Source organism: Caulifigura coniformis (assembly GCF_007745175.1).
In the GTDB taxonomy this organism is placed as follows: Bacteria; Planctomycetota; Planctomycetia; order Planctomycetales; family Planctomycetaceae; genus Caulifigura; species Caulifigura coniformis.
The window spans coordinates 1,559,211-1,574,858 of record NZ_CP036271.1; the positions used below are offsets into that span (position 1 = coordinate 1,559,211).

The 15,648-nt window shown below is 64.5% G+C and carries 10 protein-coding genes and 1 pseudogene; 8 read left to right on the forward strand and 3 right to left on the reverse strand.

Annotation, left to right across the window (positions count from 1 at the left end):
- Positions 1-127 precede the first annotated feature (127 nt).
- Entirely contained in the window at positions 128-1,270 is a 1,143-nt protein-coding gene (locus tag Pan44_RS06170) for a hypothetical protein (protein ID WP_145028301.1), read from the forward strand.
- Here the strand turns inward: Pan44_RS06170 and Pan44_RS06175 are convergent.
- Complete coding sequence (locus Pan44_RS06175) at positions 1,248-2,420, reverse strand: GspE/PulE family protein (protein WP_145028303.1); 1,173 nt, start codon at positions 2,418-2,420, stop codon at positions 1,248-1,250. The two genes, Pan44_RS06170 and Pan44_RS06175, sit on opposite strands and share 23 nt — an antisense overlap.
- Before the next feature lie 297 nt (positions 2,421-2,717).
- Between Pan44_RS06175 and Pan44_RS06180 the strand changes: the two genes are divergently transcribed.
- Positions 2,718-4,265 (forward strand): hypothetical protein, encoded by a 1,548-nt coding sequence (locus Pan44_RS06180; protein ID WP_145028305.1) that lies wholly within the window; start codon positions 2,718-2,720, stop codon positions 4,263-4,265.
- A gap of 58 nt (positions 4,266-4,323) precedes the next feature.
- Here Pan44_RS06180 and Pan44_RS06185 read toward each other — a convergent pair whose 3' ends face one another.
- Both Pan44_RS06185 and Pan44_RS06190 read right to left on the reverse strand, forming a co-directional pair.
- The gene (locus tag Pan44_RS06185) at positions 4,324-5,385 is read right to left on the reverse strand and encodes an ABC transporter permease (RefSeq protein WP_145028307.1); all 1,062 of its coding nucleotides are present in this window, start codon (positions 5,383-5,385) and stop codon (positions 4,324-4,326) included.
- The gene (locus Pan44_RS06190; protein ID WP_145028309.1) at positions 5,382-6,314 is read right to left on the reverse strand and encodes an ABC transporter ATP-binding protein; all 933 of its coding nucleotides are present in this window, start codon (positions 6,312-6,314) and stop codon (positions 5,382-5,384) included. Before Pan44_RS06190 ends, Pan44_RS06185 begins: the two co-directional genes overlap by 4 nt.
- A 305-nt stretch (positions 6,315-6,619) precedes the next feature.
- Between Pan44_RS06190 and Pan44_RS06195 the strand changes: the two genes are divergently transcribed.
- From Pan44_RS06195 to Pan44_RS06220, 6 genes and pseudogenes are all read left to right on the forward strand, one after another.
- Positions 6,620-8,422 carry a proline--tRNA ligase gene (locus tag Pan44_RS06195; protein WP_145028311.1) on the forward strand — a complete coding sequence of 601 codons (1,803 nt, stop codon included), beginning with the start codon at positions 6,620-6,622 and terminating at the stop codon, positions 8,420-8,422.
- 175 nt (positions 8,423-8,597) lie between these two features.
- Positions 8,598-10,994: a carboxypeptidase regulatory-like domain-containing protein gene (locus Pan44_RS06200; protein WP_145028313.1), complete on the forward strand. Its 2,397-nt coding sequence runs from the start codon at positions 8,598-8,600 to the stop codon at positions 10,992-10,994.
- 75 nt (positions 10,995-11,069) lie between these two features.
- Positions 11,070-11,309 (forward strand): DUF1289 domain-containing protein, encoded by a 240-nt coding sequence (locus Pan44_RS06205; RefSeq protein WP_197453897.1) that lies wholly within the window; start codon positions 11,070-11,072, stop codon positions 11,307-11,309.
- An 86-nt stretch (positions 11,310-11,395) separates the two neighbouring features.
- On the forward strand, positions 11,396-12,082 hold the full coding sequence (locus Pan44_RS06210; protein WP_145028315.1) for a class I SAM-dependent methyltransferase: 687 nt from the start codon (positions 11,396-11,398) through the stop codon (positions 12,080-12,082).
- Positions 12,083-12,213: 131 nt separating this feature from the next.
- Positions 12,214-14,268 (forward strand): annotated as a pseudogene (locus tag Pan44_RS06215) (excinuclease ABC subunit UvrA); the annotation flags it as partial.
- Between the two features lie 204 nt (positions 14,269-14,472).
- Positions 14,473-15,648, forward strand: coding sequence for an ATP-grasp domain-containing protein (locus Pan44_RS06220; RefSeq protein ID WP_145028319.1), 1,176 nt, complete (start codon positions 14,473-14,475; stop codon positions 15,646-15,648).

Consider the following 15,648-nt stretch of genomic DNA (forward strand, 5'->3'; position numbering starts at 1 on the left):
GGATTGGACATCCTGCGAAGTGCACGGGGAACTCGCAATGTTCCGAAGGCAGGCTGCTGGCGGCGAAGGATTGCGGGAAGGTCGGACAATGGTGTTTCGCCACAGCTTCATCCATCGGAGAGTCCACATGAAGCACGTTGCGTTCGCCGTCGGCCTGCTGTCGTTGCTCGGTCCTGCTGTCGTAGCGGCGGCGGACGTGCCCAGGGGCCTGCTCACGGAATCGGCGTTCAACCGGGCGCTGACGGAGCCACTGACTGCGAGGTTCGATGAGCTCGAACTGGGCCAGCTCCTCAAGACGCTCGGCGACGAACGCCGACTCGCATTCCTGCTCGACCGACGCGTCGATCCTTCCAGGCTCGTCTCGTGGAGGACAGGCGGCGAACCGTTCCTCGAGGCCGTCTCCGACCGCCTGTCCGCCAACAACAACAGCGCTCGGGCCATCGGCTCAACGATCTTCATCGGGCCGGAATCGTCGGTGAAGAAGCTGCGGACGGTCGTCGCCCTGCGGATGGAGGAACTCCGGGCCAAGGGAAATCCGGCGATCAAACAACAGTTCGCGGTTCTTCGCGACCACTCGCTGGCATGGGACGAAGCCACCGAACCGCGTGAGATGCTGGCCGAGATCTCCCGCCGCTGGGGCATCCGGGTCCAGGGGGACGAGGAAATGCCCTATGACCTGTGGCCGGCCGGCCTGCTGTTCGACGTGAACTTTGTCGAGGCGCTTTCGCTGGTGCTGATCCAGTACGACCGCACGTTCGAATGGAACAGCGACGCCACGAGCGTCACGATCCTTCCGATGCCGGAGAAAGTGTGGATCGAGCGGAAGCACACGGTTCCGGCGTCGCGGCGGGAATCTCTGCGTGAAGAGATCGGCGGCGTGCTCAATTCCATCGACCACACGCTTGAGCGCGACCGGCTGCTTGTCCGCGGAAGCATCGAGGAGCAGGAACGGATCGCCACCCTGCTCGGGCAGCGACCGGGCAAGTCGACTCCCACCAAGGTCTCGAACGCACCGCTCAAGCAGAGGTTGTTCACGCTGACTGCGGAGAAGGTAAAAATTGGCGACGCCTTCGAGGCGCTCCGCGAACAGGGGATCACCATCAACTACGACGCGGCCGCGTTCGAGTCGGCGAAGATCGATTTCAACCGGCGGGTCGACCTGAAGCTGAACAAGGCCAGCGCGGACGTCTTCCTGTGGACTCTGTGTGAGCCGCTCGGCATCGACTACGAGATCGAAGGGGTCACGGTCACGCTGAAACTGAAGAAGTAGCGCCGAGGACGCGAACGACCTCTTCCGGAGTCGTCAGGCCGGCCTTCACGGCCTCCTCGGCCCGCCGGCGCAGCGGGACCATGCCCGCCGCGACGAATGCCGCTTCAATTTCGCGAGACTCGTTGCGGTCGAGGATCGCGCGGCGGAGTTCCGGACCATCCGGCCGGGCCAACTCGGCGATGACCATCCGCCCCGAGTATTCCGTTCCCAGGCATCGGTCGCAGTCGGGCCGCGCCCCGCAGTCGCAGCGTTTCCGCAGCAGCCGCTGCGTCACGATGGCGCGGAGGCCGCTCCGCAGCACGAACGGTTCGATCCCCATGTCCGCCAGACGGCTGACGGCCTCTGCCGAACTTCCCGCATGGAACGACGTCAGCACGAGGTGTCCTGAGAGAGACGCCTGGAACACCATGTCCGCGGTTTCCCGATCGCGGATCTCCCCCACCATGATGACTTCCGGGTCCTGCCGCAGCAGCGACTTGAGCGCGTTGGCGTAGGTGAACCCGGACGAGGCCTTCACCTGCGACTGGGCGACCCCCGGAATCACGGCTTCAACCGGATCTTCCAGCGACGACATTCCCCGGCGAGGCTTTCCGCCGGCCAGATGCCTCAGGCACGCATAGAGGGTCGTGGTCTTTCCGCTGCCCGCCGGCCCGGCGATCAGGACGACTCCGCTGGTCGCCGAGAGTTGTTCCTTCAGGGCCGCCAGGGCATCAGGGGTGAGTCCGAGTTGATCGAGCGTGTGATGCGTCTGATCGGCGATGAACAGGCGGACAACCCCCTTCTCGCCATGGATCGTGGGAAACGTGCTCAGGCGCATCTCGACGCCGTCGGCGCCGGTCCGGATCCGGCCTTCCTGGGGCTTCTCCGTCTGGTAGGTCAACAGCCCGGCCACAACTTTCAGCCGGGCGATGACGTTCTGCTTCCCTTTCGGGAGCGTCGCCACCGGGTGCAGGACACCGTTGAGACGCCACGCCACGCTGATCGAATCGCCCGAATCCAGCGGCTGGAGATGGAGATCGCTGGCTCCCGCTTCCCGTGCGGCGGCCAGCAGGGAGTCGACGAATTCGACGGCAAATCCTTCGCTGGCAAGGTTCTGCCGCGAAAGTCGGTCGCGATAGGCCGCCAGGGCCGGCGGCGAGGACGTGTCCATGAAAGTGGTTCCGCTCAAGGGGATGACCGGCTGGCGGAATCGCTGAGTTCCGCACAGTCGTCACGGTGACGCAATTCCCTCCTACGTCGGCCGATCGGCGTTTTTCGAGGTCGAAGTTGCTCCCTGCCGTGGTTAAGCTAAGGAACGAGTCACATTTTCGACATGCTCCGGCGCACGGATTGCGCCCGTATCATTCCATCGCCTGTAGTCTCATTTCGTCAGACGGTTTGAGATGCGGCACGCCTCGAGGGCAGGGCACGGTCAGGTCGCCCCTCTGCGTGCAAGTTGTGGTGAATCATGAGTGAGAAAATGAAGTCGGCCCCGGCCACTACGGAACGCCCCTGTCCCGAATGCGGAGAGATGGTCCGGCCGGGCCTCGTCCGCTGCTGGAACTGCGGAGGCTTCATGAACCGCGAGCTCGAGCAGAAATACCTGGAGATGCAGGCCGCTCCGAAGAAGGTATTTTTCAGCCAGCTCCCGGAAGACGCCGACATCCACGAGGCCGCGAGCGCTGAAGCGCAGGAGGATGACTTCGTTCTCACTCCCCGCACCTCGGTTCCTTCTCCGATCAAGCCCGAAGCCCCCGCGAGCAAGAAGGGGAGCCAGCCGACTGTGGCGACCCCGACCCCGGCGGCTTCAATCGATGATCTCCCCGACCTCGACTCCCCGGAGGCGGCCCAGGCCGTGAAGACGCCGGCCGCCAGCCTCTCTGACGGCGGGGTCGCCCACTCCGTCGCCACCGGCGGCGACGCGCTGCTCGATATCGCCCGCAGCGAGGAAGCAGAAGGCAAGAAGAAACGCCGCGGACGGCCGACCGGCCCCATCCGCACCGCGACCGGATTCATCATCTTCTGCCCTTACGGCTGCAAGGTCGAAGTCAAGGACCAGCACAAAGGCATGACGGGAAAGTGCCCGAAGTGCCGGGCTCCGTTTATCGTTCCCACCGCGCCTCCCGATTACGAATTCGCCAAGGAACGTGAGAAGTCCGTCGCGGATTCCGCGGCGGCGTCCGCAGCCCCCGGCGGCTTTGTGGCCTGGATGCACGACGTCCACGTCCACACCGTCAACCCGACCAAGCTGAAACTCAAGGAAGCGAGCCTGTCGAAAGAGTTCGCCCTCTTCGACTTCGGGTTCGGCCCCGGCAAGCTGCTGGTCGTCTCGCTGGCGCCGAAGAAGGCCGGCGGCATGTTCGGCGGCGCAAAGAAGGGGGGCTCTGATCCCCGCGAGGCGGTCCTGACCCACCTGAAGGAAGGCAAGGCCCCGGAGGATCTCCCGGTCGCGACCAAGCAGGTCTATTCGGCTGACGATGCTCGCCAGATTCGCGTGGTGTGGCCCGAGGCCTCACGGGCGTCATCCGCGTTCCACGGCATCCCCGTCTTCGGCAAACAGATGATCGCCGTCCAGTTGCCGCTCGTCGGTGACGGAGACCCGCAGTACGCCTCCTTCACGCTCAGTCAGTTCCGCGAGTTCAACAAGCACCTGGAAGAGATGTTCGGCGTCGACGGCCTCGCGGCCAACCTCGGCATCCCGATGACGGACGAGTTCTCGACCGCCAAGTGCCACTATTCCGAAGCCCAGGTGAAGTCGCTGAAAGACCCCGAGTGGTACCTCGCGGACACGGCGCGGCCGACCGTCATCGCTGGATACCGCTGCGAAGGTTGCGGCATCACCGTCAGCGAAGCGGCCCGCAAGAAAGAGAAGCTCGGCGGGGCCAACGGCAAGGGGATCGCCAAGGCCACCTGCCCCAAGTGCAAGAAGAAGTTCGGCAACAAGCCGCTGTACACGTTCCCGGAAGCAGAGAGCGGCCCGTCCATCTCGGGCGAAACGCCCGCCGCCAAGGCGTAACCAAGCCTCCTGGAACTCCTGCAGATTCACCGGCCGCGACCATCCCGTCGCGGCCGGTTTACGTTTCGTCGGTCATCACGTACTGCCGGAAGTGGATGACCGTCAGCGAGACGATCTGCCACAGCACGATCATTCCGAGCAGCACCGCGACATGCCACGCGGCCAGCCAGTCGCTGAAGAACAGTTGCTCCCCCTCGGCCGGCACATCGAGGTCGACCCAGCGATTCAGCAGGCAACGCAGGTGGTACTGGATCGTCAGTCGATTGATGATTGCCGGTACGAAGGCGACCACCGTCTCGAAGATCAGCGTGTAGCTGAACGCGATCAGCATGGCCCGCTTCGGAATGATGCAGCCGATTCCACAGAACAGCGAGGAGTAGGCGAGCCCCCCGAGAACCGCGAGAGCCGCCAGGACGCCCCCCACTTCCAGGGCGTCGCCCACCGAATCAAAAACGACTTCCGGTTCGTGCGGCTGAAGATTCGGGAACGCAGCGCCCCCATCCTGAAACGGCGGAAACTCCCCGGCCCGGCCGCGCGTCTCGTCGAACAACTGTCGCACCTTCGGATCACTGGTTAACTGACGCACCAGCTTCTGGGCCTCCGCGACCCGCTGATCGTGCTCGCTCCCGACGCCGGCGATCTGTTTCACGGGCAGCGCCGCGATCCAGGAAACTCCCCCCACCAGCGCCAGCGCGAGTAATCCGGCCCCCAGCGTCCACGTCACGCCGTTGACCAGCTTCCCCAGCACCAGGCAGAACCGTCCGTAGGGACGGGTGACGACGTACAGCCACGTCTTCCCCTCGAGTTCAGCCTGAACGATCGGCGCGACCCAGAGCATGGCGTTCAGAATCACGACCATCTCGCAGGCCATGACGAACACGATGCTCACCCAGCCGGCCCGGGGCAGCCGGTCGTCAGCAAACAGCATCAGCGCGATGATGAACGCCGGAAACATCGCCACTCCGGCCCACACGAGCATCCGCTTCCAGGTCCGCGACTTCCGGAATTCGAACTGCAGAACTGTCCACAGGCCGCGCGCGATCAGGCCGAGTCGGGACTGGCCCTCGGCGGTCGCCTGGTCGGTCGGATTCAGCGAAGGTGCCTGGGCAGGAGCCGTCAACGCAGTTCTCCGCGATGGATCCGCATGAGCGTCGTGAACAGCGCCTGCAGCGTATCGTCGCCGCTCGACAGTTCGGTGATCCGGATGCTCCCGCCGCTGTTCCACTCCGGAAGCCGGGAGGTCAATGCGGTGGGCTGGTGGGTCGTCACCGTCAGCCGGTCTCCGCCGTCGAGACGGATCGAATCGACCAGCTGTTCGGCGATCATTTTCTGACTGAGTTCCCGCAGCCCTTCACCGCGGATGACGAATTCGTTGGGGAGATTCTTCAGCAGGGAATGCACTTCTTCCGGCGTTCCCGAGGCCAGCAGCCGTCCTCCGCTCACCAGCAGGAACGACGTCGCCAGTGTCTCGACCTCGTACAGGATGTGACTCGCAATGATCAGGCTTCCGCCCGCTTTGACCCAGTCCTTGAGAAGCATCGTGATTTCATGGCGGCCGACCGGATCGAGCCCGTTGAACGGCTCATCGAGAATGAGGAGTTCGGGCTCATGGGCGATCGCCTGGGCCAGCTTGGTGCGCTGCCGCATCCCGCGGGAGTAGCTGCCCATCGTCCGGTCCATGGACGCCGTCATGCCCACGATTTCGAGAGCGTCGAGGGCGCGCCGCTCGGCCTCGACCGGGGAGAAGCCATGCAGCCGAAGCATGTAGATGACCCAGTCGCGGGCGGTGATTTCCGCGTACAGCCCTTCGAAACTGGGACAGATCCCGATCCGCCGGTACAGCCGGGGGTTGTCCCACGGGTTCTCGCCGAACATCCGCACCCGGCCGCGCGTCGGACGGAGCTGGCCGGTGATCAGGTTGAGGAATGTCGTTTTTCCGGAGCCGTTGGGCCCCAGCAGCCCATGCGCCCCGGGGCCCAGCGTCAACGAGACGTCATTCACGCCGATGACCGTGCCGTACAGCTTCGTGACCGAGTCCAGTTCGATCATGGGCAGGCGTGCGATGGATCGGGGCGACGGGAAAGCGGACGGGCGTCGCCGGATTGCCATCGGCCGCCATTCCAAGGTTATAGCGGGTCGAAGTCCGCAGAACAGCAGCCGCCGGCGAGAACGCTCGTGTCCGCCCCCCGTCTCCGCTTGGCTTGCCGCAACACGCGAGATACCGTCTCGCCACATTCTCGCGATCCCCCGCGAGCGTTCCGGCCGGCCCGCGTGTCCTGATCACGCGGTCACCGGCAGACGATCGGCCGGGAGAGCGGGGATCACCGCGATTTTCGAAAGACCCAGGACAGGCCATGCGCTGGACGAAGACGTTCCTCCCCACCCTCAAGGAAGAGCCCTCCGATGCGGAGGTTCCAAGCCACAAGCTGATGCTGCGGGCCGGGTTGATCCGGCAGGTGATGGCCGGCGCCTACACCTACCTGCCGCTCGGCTACCGCGCACTCCGGAAGGCCGAAGCCATCGTCCGCGAGGAAATGGACAAGGCCGGCGCCGTCGAAGTCCACATGCCGGCGATCACGCCGATCGAACTCTACGAGCGGACCAACCGCATCGCGGCCTTCGGCAACGTCCTGATGAAGTTCGACGTCACCCGCCGCGGCCAGAAAACCCCTCTCGCCCTTGCGCCGACCCACGAAGAAGTCGTCACCGACCTCGTCGCCCGGCACATCAGCAGCTACCGCCAGCTCCCGATCACGCTCTACCAGATCCAGACGAAGTTCCGGAACGAGGAACGCCCCCGCTTCGGCATCCTCAGGACCAGCGAATTCCTGATGAAGGACGCCTACAGCTTCAGCAGCTCCATCGAACAGCTCGATGAAACCTATCAGGCGATGTACGACGCCTACTGCCGCATCTTCTCGCGCTGCGGCCTGCCGTACGTCGCCGTCGAGGCGGAAAGCGGCCCCATCGGCGGCGACTGCTCACACGAATTCATGATCCCCTCGCCCAACGGCGAAGACCGCATCCTGAAGGACACCAAGTCGGGCTATGCCGCGAACATCGAGCGGGCCGAAACCGGCCGCAAGGCGGCGGCCGTCCCGACGGAGGCTTCCGCCGACGCCAAGCCGATGACCCAGGTCTCCACCCCCGGAGCCGGCGGAATCGATGCGGTCTGCAAGGTCCTCAAGTGCAAGCCCCACAGGATGATCAAGACGCTGATCTACAGTGTCGACGGCAAGACCATTGCCGTCCTCATCCGCGGCGACCACGAGGTCAACGAGAACAAGCTCCGCCGCGCCCTCGGCGCAGCGACGGTCGATCTCGCCGACGACAAGACGATCCAGGAAGTGACAGGAGCGCCTGTCGGTTACGCGGGACCTCCGGGCATCAAGTGCCCGGTCATCGCCGATCACGACGTTCCTGCGCTGGTAAACGCAATCACGGGCGCGAACGCCGCCGATGCGCATGTCGTCAACGTCAACATCGGACGCGACTGGAACCTGACGCCCGTCAGCCTCCTCAAGAGTTCCGGCTTCGACATTTCCGGAGCGGGCGACGACATCCGCACGTTCGATCTCCGCAACGCCGCGGCCGGAGATCCCTCCCCCAAGAGCGACGGCACCCTCGAACTCGTCAACGGCATCGAAGTCGGCCACGTGTTCAAGCTGGGGACGAAGTACAGCGTCTCCCTCGACGCCAGCTACCTGGATGACAAGGAGCAGCGGCATCCGATCATCATGGGCTGCTATGGCATCGGCGTGAACCGCATCCTGGCCGGCCTGATCGAAACGTCCCACGATGCCGACGGCATCATCTGGCCGATCAGCATCGCTCCCTACGAATGCGTCGTTGTTCCGCTGAACGTGCAGGACGCGCAGGTCATGGAAGTCGCTGAGAAGTACTACGCGGAGCTCCTCGCGGCTGGCGTCGACGTTCTTCTCGATGACCGCGACCTCCGCGCCGGCGCAAAATTCAAGGACGCCGACCTCGTCGGCTTCCCCCTCCGCATCACCGTGGGCGGCAAAGGACTGCAGGAAGGAGTCGTCGAGCTGAAATGGCGCGACGAGAAGGAGGCAGGCAAAGCCCCCATCGCCGACGGCGTCGCCGAAGTGCGCAAGCAGATTGATGCCCGGAAGACGAAGCTGGCCGGGAAGTAAGCGTTTCGGCGGATTCGGTCCTTTTCGCTCCGCGCGGGCTCGCTCCTGCGCGGAGCGGTCCGGCCGCATCTGAGCGCGGACAGACAGGGAGATTGACCAGCGGCTTCCAGTTTCGGATGCTGCAGCGAACGTTGAACTCTGACATCCACACTCCGTTGGGCAAAAGGAGCTGGCGATGTTGCTCGTGTCGCTGTCGGCCGGGAGTCAGAAGAGGGCGGGTTCCCGCGGGATCGCCCTGTTCGCAGTCGTGCTGGCCCTCGTGTTTCTGGGGATCACGCTGTTGCTGCAACCGGCGACCGGTTCGATCTCTGGTGTCGTCACGGACGCCGAGTCCGGCGCCCCGGTTTCCGATGCGGAGGTGCGGCTGTTCCAGCGCGTCGAGGGCGCCCGCCGGCCCGCTCAGGGCCAGGTCACGCTGGTCCGTACCGATGCACACGGGAGGTACCGTTTCGATCGCGTTGCTCCGGGCGACTACGGAATCCAGGCGATTCACGAGAACAAAGCCTCGCACTCGAGGCTGCACGACTACGCGAAGGCGCTCATTACACGGCAAGGCTCCTCCACGTCCGTCGACCTGAAGCTCGCGGACGCAAGGACCTTGAAAGTTGTCGTCCTCTCCGAGGACACCGGAGAACCAGTCCCCCACGCGACGGTACAGCTGCAGTGGAACGGCAGCGTCGACAGCCGCGGTACCGACGCCCATGGGGTAGCCGTCATTCCCGGGCTTTCACAACAGGAACTGCTGATCTCGGCGAAGGCTCCGGGCTTTCAGGTCGTCGAGGCGGTGCAATCGCTGAGCGATCCGCTGACCGACGTCGAGTTCAAGCTCCCGGCGGGTGGCTCGATCGAGGGGAAGATCGTTGACGAAAAAGGCCAGCCGCTGGCCGGCGTGAGGGTCGTTGCCCGCCCTGGCTTCAGCCCCGTCCAGTACGACGTCGCCACATCCGACCAGGAAGGTAATTTCCGCCTGAACAACGTGCCTCGCTCGCGAACGATGGAAGTCGTCAGCCTGCTGGAGAACTACCAGGAGCTGACGCAATCCTTCGCTCTGAACGGGGCGAAGCACCGACAGCTGGAACTCGTCCTCAAACCAAGAGCCAGCGGCGGCGATGTCGAAGTGACCGTTGTCGACGCGGAGGGACGGCCGATCGCGGGGGCCGAGATCGAGAATCCTGGCGCCAGATTCACGATGTCCCGCATGGCGACGACGAACGGGGAAGGCCGCGCCACCGTCGTCGACATGAACGTTCCTCCCCACCCGCGCAAGCCCGAGCTCACCATCCGCGCGGAGCGGTTCGCTCCGAGCGTCGTGAAGGTGGATCCTTCCGACGAAGGCCCGGCGAAGGTCACGGTCACGCTCGAGAAAGGACACACCTTCAAAGGGCGCATCGTCAACGACGCCGGCGAACCGATCCCCGGCGCGCGGATCTATGTCAGCCTGGGGAATCGCGGCGGCGCCTCTGGACTCGCAACAACCTTCAGTGTCGATCAGGACGGTCGCTTCTCGGCGACGACGCTCGTTCCGGCGTCGACGATGAGCATCTCGGCCCGGGGGTACACGGAGATCCGGCAACGAAAGATGCTGCTCGATCAGGAGGAAGAGCAGACCATCGTCATGGACGGCACCGGGCACTATCGCGCCGTCATTTTCGATGGCGACACGAAGAAGCCAGTTCCGCGATTCTCGGCCCGTTTAACCTTCGCCACCACGCCGCCCCCGGAAGGGGTGAACCGCAGCAGCGGCATGCCCGCGGAGCTGGCCCGCGGAAAGGTGATCAACGACGACAGCGGCCGCCTGTTTCTGGAGGACCTCCCCAACAACTCCGCGTTTGATCTGCTCATCGAGGCGGATGGCTACGAACCTCTGCGAAGGTCGTCGATCATCACCAGCCGGGACGAGTCCGATGTCCACATCGAGCTGCAGCCAGTTGATCGCAGTTCGCTGGTCGATGTGGCCGGCGTCCTCCTCGACCAGAACAAACAGCCGCTCAAAGGTGTCGATATCCATCTGATCGGAACCGATCCCCAGTTGGTCGCCCAGGACCCGCGAAATGCGGACATCGATTTCCAGACGATCCGAATGGACTCCGCGACGGATCGGCCCGCCTGCAAATACGCCCGCGGCGTCGTGACCGACCACCACGGAAGCTTCCACTTCCTGCAGGTGTCGAACCGGCTCAACCTGCAGCTCGTCTACTGGGGGAATGAGACGCCGGCGACGCGCGTCCGCGACCTTGAGAAAAAGCCGGCCGCCCAGCTCGGCCGGCTCGTCGTGTTCGCCCCGGCCGCTGTCACGGTGACCGGAAAGATCGACCTCGAGAAATATCCCAGACCAGAGCGGATCCTGGTTCAGGCCGCTTCTGATCACCAGATTCATACGTCGGAGATCGACAGGAAGGATCGTTCGACGTTCTCCGTGTCACGCATCGCCGCCGGCGAGTTGAAGGTCATGCTGTATGGTGAAGTTGTCCCTCGTCATGCAAACGGCCAGACGTTCGGGGCGTCACCACTTCTCGCCACGAAAACCATTACCGCCAGCTCGGGCGAGACGATTGCCGTCAATTTCGACTGAACCCGGATTGCCTCATCGCGCACGCGTTCCCGCCACTCGGGTCTCCCCTCCCCGGAAAGCAGGGAAGTCAGGACCATGAGTTCTGACTTCCCGATGGCCACGGACCCCGAAGACGTCCCCTCTCCCTGCATCGGCGTCTGCACTCTCATTGCGCCCGGACAGATCTGCCGCGGCTGCGGGCGAACGATCCGCGAGATTGCAGCCTGGACCGGCCTGGCGCCCGCGGAGAAGCAGCGTGTCCGGCACGCCTGTCCGCAGCGGCTCATGGACCTCGAGCAGACCTCTCGCGTTCCCGATCCACCGCGATCCTTGTGAGGGCGTCGACCCGCCCGGCATGATGCGCCTCCCCGGACGAGGGACGATACGCCCCTCGCCGATGCACTGCCCGTTTGAGCGCCTTCATGCAACCGTTCTCCGATCCCGAAGCTGTCGCGAAGTATGCGCAGGGCCCGCCCCGCATCGTCCCCGGCTTCGCTGATCTCCAGCGGATGACGGCCCTGCTCCTCGCCGAGCACGCTCCAGAAAATGCCCGCGTGCTCGTTCTGGGCGCGGGCGGCGGCCTGGAACTGAAATGCTTCGCCGAGGCCCATGCAGGCTGGACGTTCGATGGCGTCGACCCGTCTGCCGAAATGCTCAGCCTCGCTGGGAAGACCCTCGGCCCCCTGGTCTCGAGAGTCCGACTTCACGAGGGCACGGTCGAGGTGGCTCCCGAAGGGCCGTTTGACGCGGCAACCTGCCTGCTGACGATGCACTTCATCCCACTCGATGAACGAAGGCACGCCGTCGCCGAAGTTCACCGTCGTCTCAAACCTGGATCGCCGTTCGTTGTCGCTCATCTCAGCTTTCCTCAGGGAGAGGGGGAGCGCGACGCCTGGCTGTCCCGGTATTTCGCGTTTGCGGGCATCACCGACTCCGAGCCCGGAAAGCTGCAGGCCGCCCGCGCCACGATCGATGCGAAACTGACCATCCTCTCGCCCGAACAGGAGGAAGCGATCCTGCGCGAGGCCGGATTCACGAACATCAGCCTGTTCTACGCAGGCCTCGCGTTCCGCGGCTGGGTGGCGTCCGCAGGACGTTCCAAGCATTGAGGCTGTTTCACGGCGCCGTGCTTGCGCAGCCGGTCCTTGCACGTTGCCCTGCGAACCCTTGCCGAACGCTCCCGCCTGCTATTCTTATGTTCATGCCCCCGCTTGCTGAACTGAATCTGCAGGAAACCTACGCCGCGCCCCCCGGAGGCGCCTGGCTCGAGCTGACAGGCGCGCGCCAGAACAACCTCAAGAATGTTCACCTCCGGCTGCCCCTGGGCACGCTGACGGCAGTCACTGGAGTCTCCGGCTCCGGAAAAAGCTCGCTCGTTCTCGAAACCCTCGCCCGCGCCGTCGCCAAACACCTGCACCGCACCGGCGAACAGCCCGGGCCGTTCGAGAAACTGATCGGCGTCGAGCACGTCAACAAGATCGTGATGGTCGACCAGGCCCCCCTCGGGTCGACGCCCGCGTCCAACCCCGCCACCTACACCGGCGTCTTCGACCAGATCCGCGAGCTGTTCTCGCGCATGCCGGACGCCAAGATCCGCGGCTATCGCCCGGCCCGCTTCAGCTTCAACCGCCCCGGCGGCCGCTGCGAAGACTGCGAGGGACTTGGCCAGAAGAAAATCGAGATGCACTTCCTCCCTGACGTGTGGGTCGAGTGCATCACCTGCCGTGGACAGCGATTCAACCAGGAAACGCTCGCCGTCAAGTACCGCAACCGCTCGATCGCCGACGTCCTCGACATGTCGATCGGGCAGGCGCTCGAACTGTTCGACAACATCCCGAAGATCCGGGCCCCGCTGGCCACACTCGTCGCGATCGGCCTCGACTACCTCACGCTCGGACAGTCGGCCCCCACGCTCTCCGGCGGCGAAGCCCAGCGCGTGAAGCTGGCGGCCGAATTGTGCAAACCCGACAGCGGAAAGACGCTGTATATCCTCGACGAGCCGACGACGGGGCTGCACTTCGACGACATCGCCAAGCTGTTGAAGGTGCTCAATAGCCTCGTCGACCGAGGCAACACGGTCGTCGTCATCGAACACAATCTGGATGTGATCAAGACGGCCGACTGGATCATCGATGTCGGCCCCGAAGCGGGCCACGCCGGCGGCCGGATCGTCGCGGAAGGTACGCCGGAGAACATCGTCGAGGCGTTTCAATCGACTCGCGGAACCGGCGCTCCCCACTCATATACGGCCGAACTTCTGGCGCCGCTCCTGAAGGCCGAGCCCCGGGCCGAACGGGATGTCTTCGATCCGGCCCAGGAAGCGAAGAAGCGGGCCGGCGATCTCGATCTCGCGAAGGTCGGGAAGGACGCGGCGCTCCCCTGGCAGGTCGACGGCCGGAAATGGCACACCGTCGATCGCGTCAGCCACATCGGAACTCCCTGCCGCTGGGAAGGGGAGGCGCTGGCATTCGTCATCGACGAACTGGGCGCGGACGACCGCCTGGCCGAACCAAACTGGAATCACCGCAGCATCGTCGAAGTCGCCAGTACTTCGAAACAGGGTGGCTGGTTCCTGCATGCGGAGACGGGCGACGAATGGCTGCTCACCCTGAAGTTTAGAGTGAAGAAATCGGCGTTCGATGAGGACGAACTGAGTCGCGCGCTTCAGCTGAAGCGTGTGGACGACCTCGATGAACTGGCCGTCTATGGCCGGGGAGACCGCGTTCGAGCGAAGAACCTGAAAGGCCCGTTCCAGGAAGTGGTGATCACCGTTCACTGGAAACGGGAGATCGAGACTCCTGCATTTCGCGAGTTCCTGAAGAGGGCGGCCGAGTCCTATCTGTCCCAGGCGAAGGCGGCCGCGCTCAATCCGGCGGAACTGATGCCCTGGAAGGTGCTCGGCGAGAAATGGCATGTCTCACGCAAGGGGTTTCCATCCAACAAGCGGGTTCTCTGGGAGCCTGAACTGGTGTCGACCCTCGCTGGACATCTGGCCGGCCTGCATGGCGACATGGAGCTCGACTGGACCGGTCAGACGGTTGTGACCGGCTGGATACCGACGAGCGAGACTCCGCAGTTCGAGCTGTACACCAAGCGCCGGGAAGGCGTGGACGTCAACCTGTTCGCGCCGGCGAACTCTTTCGCACTGGGGCGCATCTCGGGGATTGCCGCGGAACGCGAAGTGACGACCCACCGGGATGGTCGGCAGGCGATCCGGTTGCGGTTCACCGACCTCGACCAGGCTCGCTCCCGCGAATGGGCCGGCTTTCTCAAGGAATACGGCGACAGGATTTGAGGCCGGATTCAGCGGCGAATTCGCTGGACGGGCCGTCCGCGCTCCCCATACCTTGGGGTTCCCGATCCTCAAGCGTCTCGGCTCCAGTGCGGGCGACTGGAGTGAGTGTCGGGGTCGAAATGGAATTTTTTGAGGCGCCAGGTCGCTGCGAATCGTCTCACATGAGTCGTCGCGATCCCTGGCATTGACGGAATTGTTGCGCCCATGTCGCTGGATCTGGAGTTCGAGCCGCCGCACTGCGTCGGGCTGGTCGGTGCGAGCGCTCGAGCCGCGGCCTTTTCCGCGCTGCGGGCGGGATTGACTCCCTTCTGCTGGGACCTCTTTGCCGACACCGACCTCTCGGCCGTCGCCGAAACCCAGACCCTCAAAGGACTGAACGACCTGGCGATGCTGAACAGCGCTGAGCGACGCGGCCTTCCGCTGATGCAGCTGGGCGGAATGGAGAACCAGGCCGACTGGCTGGCCCGCGCCTCGGAAACCGGTCCGACGTGGTGCAACTCCCCCGAGGTCGTCCGCCGGGTGCGCGATCCGCACCTGCTCCACCAGACCCTCACGGCCCTTCGCCTGCCGCTTCCAGATGTCCGCTCATCGGAGAATCCTCCGCCCCCGGACGGCGAATGGCTGCTGAAGCCCATCGCGAGCGGAGGCGGCCGTGGCATCGTCCGCTGGACCCCGGAGGCCTTCGGGCACCCGACTCTCAACGAGCCGCATGTCTTCCAGAGGTTCGTTCCGGGGCAGGCTTACTCGGCCGTTTTCGTCGGTCTCGAGCCTCCGGGCGACGTGAACTTCGTCGGCATCACCCGCCAGCTGGTCGGCTGGGAAGCCCTGAATGCACCCGAGTTCGCGTGGTGCGGATCTGTCGGTCCCGCGACACTCGACGTTCCCACAGAACACATGATCCGCCGTATCGGCAACATTCTGATGTGGAAGTTCAAGCTGCGTGGCCTGTTCGGGTGCGACCTGGTCGTCGACTCATCCGGAACGCCCTGGCTCGTGGAAGTGAACCCCCGCTATCCCGCGTCGGCCGAAGTGCTGGAACTGGCCTGTGGCTTCACGCTGATGCGCTCGCACGCAGCGGCCTTCGGCGTCTCCTGGCGCGATCCGGATGCCGACTTCGAAACCTACCCGGAGAGCGTGATCGCCAAGGGCGTCCTGTTTGCTCCGCACGATTTCACGATGCCGGAGCTCGACCCTCTGCAGATCGCCACCCCCTGCGAATCGATCAACAGGGTCGCCGACGTTTCGCCCGCAGGAACTCTCATCACCGCCGGGCAGCCGGTCTGCACGTTTCTGGTCGACGGCATCGACGACGAAACCGCCACGCAGAAGCTGAAGGGGACGGCGCGCGAGTTTCTCAAGCAGGCGCTGCAGGACGCCTGA

What these genes read in the sequence shown, in the direction of transcription:
- Pan44_RS06170 (WP_145028301.1), top strand. Translation starts at nt 128, where the DNA reads ATGAAGCACGTTGCGTTCGCCGTCGGCCTGCTGTCGTTGCTCGGTCCT.
- Pan44_RS06175 (WP_145028303.1), bottom strand. Translation starts at nt 2,420, where the DNA reads ATGGACACGTCCTCGCCGCCGGCCCTGGCGGCCTATCGCGACCGACTT.
- Pan44_RS06180 (WP_145028305.1), top strand. Translation starts at nt 2,718, where the DNA reads ATGAGTGAGAAAATGAAGTCGGCCCCGGCCACTACGGAACGCCCCTGT.
- Pan44_RS06190 (WP_145028309.1), bottom strand. Translation starts at nt 6,314, where the DNA reads ATGATCGAACTGGACTCGGTCACGAAGCTGTACGGCACGGTCATCGGC.
- Pan44_RS06195 (WP_145028311.1), top strand. Translation starts at nt 6,620, where the DNA reads ATGCGCTGGACGAAGACGTTCCTCCCCACCCTCAAGGAAGAGCCCTCC.
- Pan44_RS06200 (WP_145028313.1), top strand. Translation starts at nt 8,598, where the DNA reads ATGTTGCTCGTGTCGCTGTCGGCCGGGAGTCAGAAGAGGGCGGGTTCC.
- Pan44_RS06205 (WP_197453897.1), top strand. Translation starts at nt 11,070, where the DNA reads ATGAGTTCTGACTTCCCGATGGCCACGGACCCCGAAGACGTCCCCTCT.
- Pan44_RS06210 (WP_145028315.1), top strand. Translation starts at nt 11,396, where the DNA reads ATGCAACCGTTCTCCGATCCCGAAGCTGTCGCGAAGTATGCGCAGGGC.
- Pan44_RS06220 (WP_145028319.1), top strand. Translation starts at nt 14,473, where the DNA reads ATGTCGCTGGATCTGGAGTTCGAGCCGCCGCACTGCGTCGGGCTGGTC.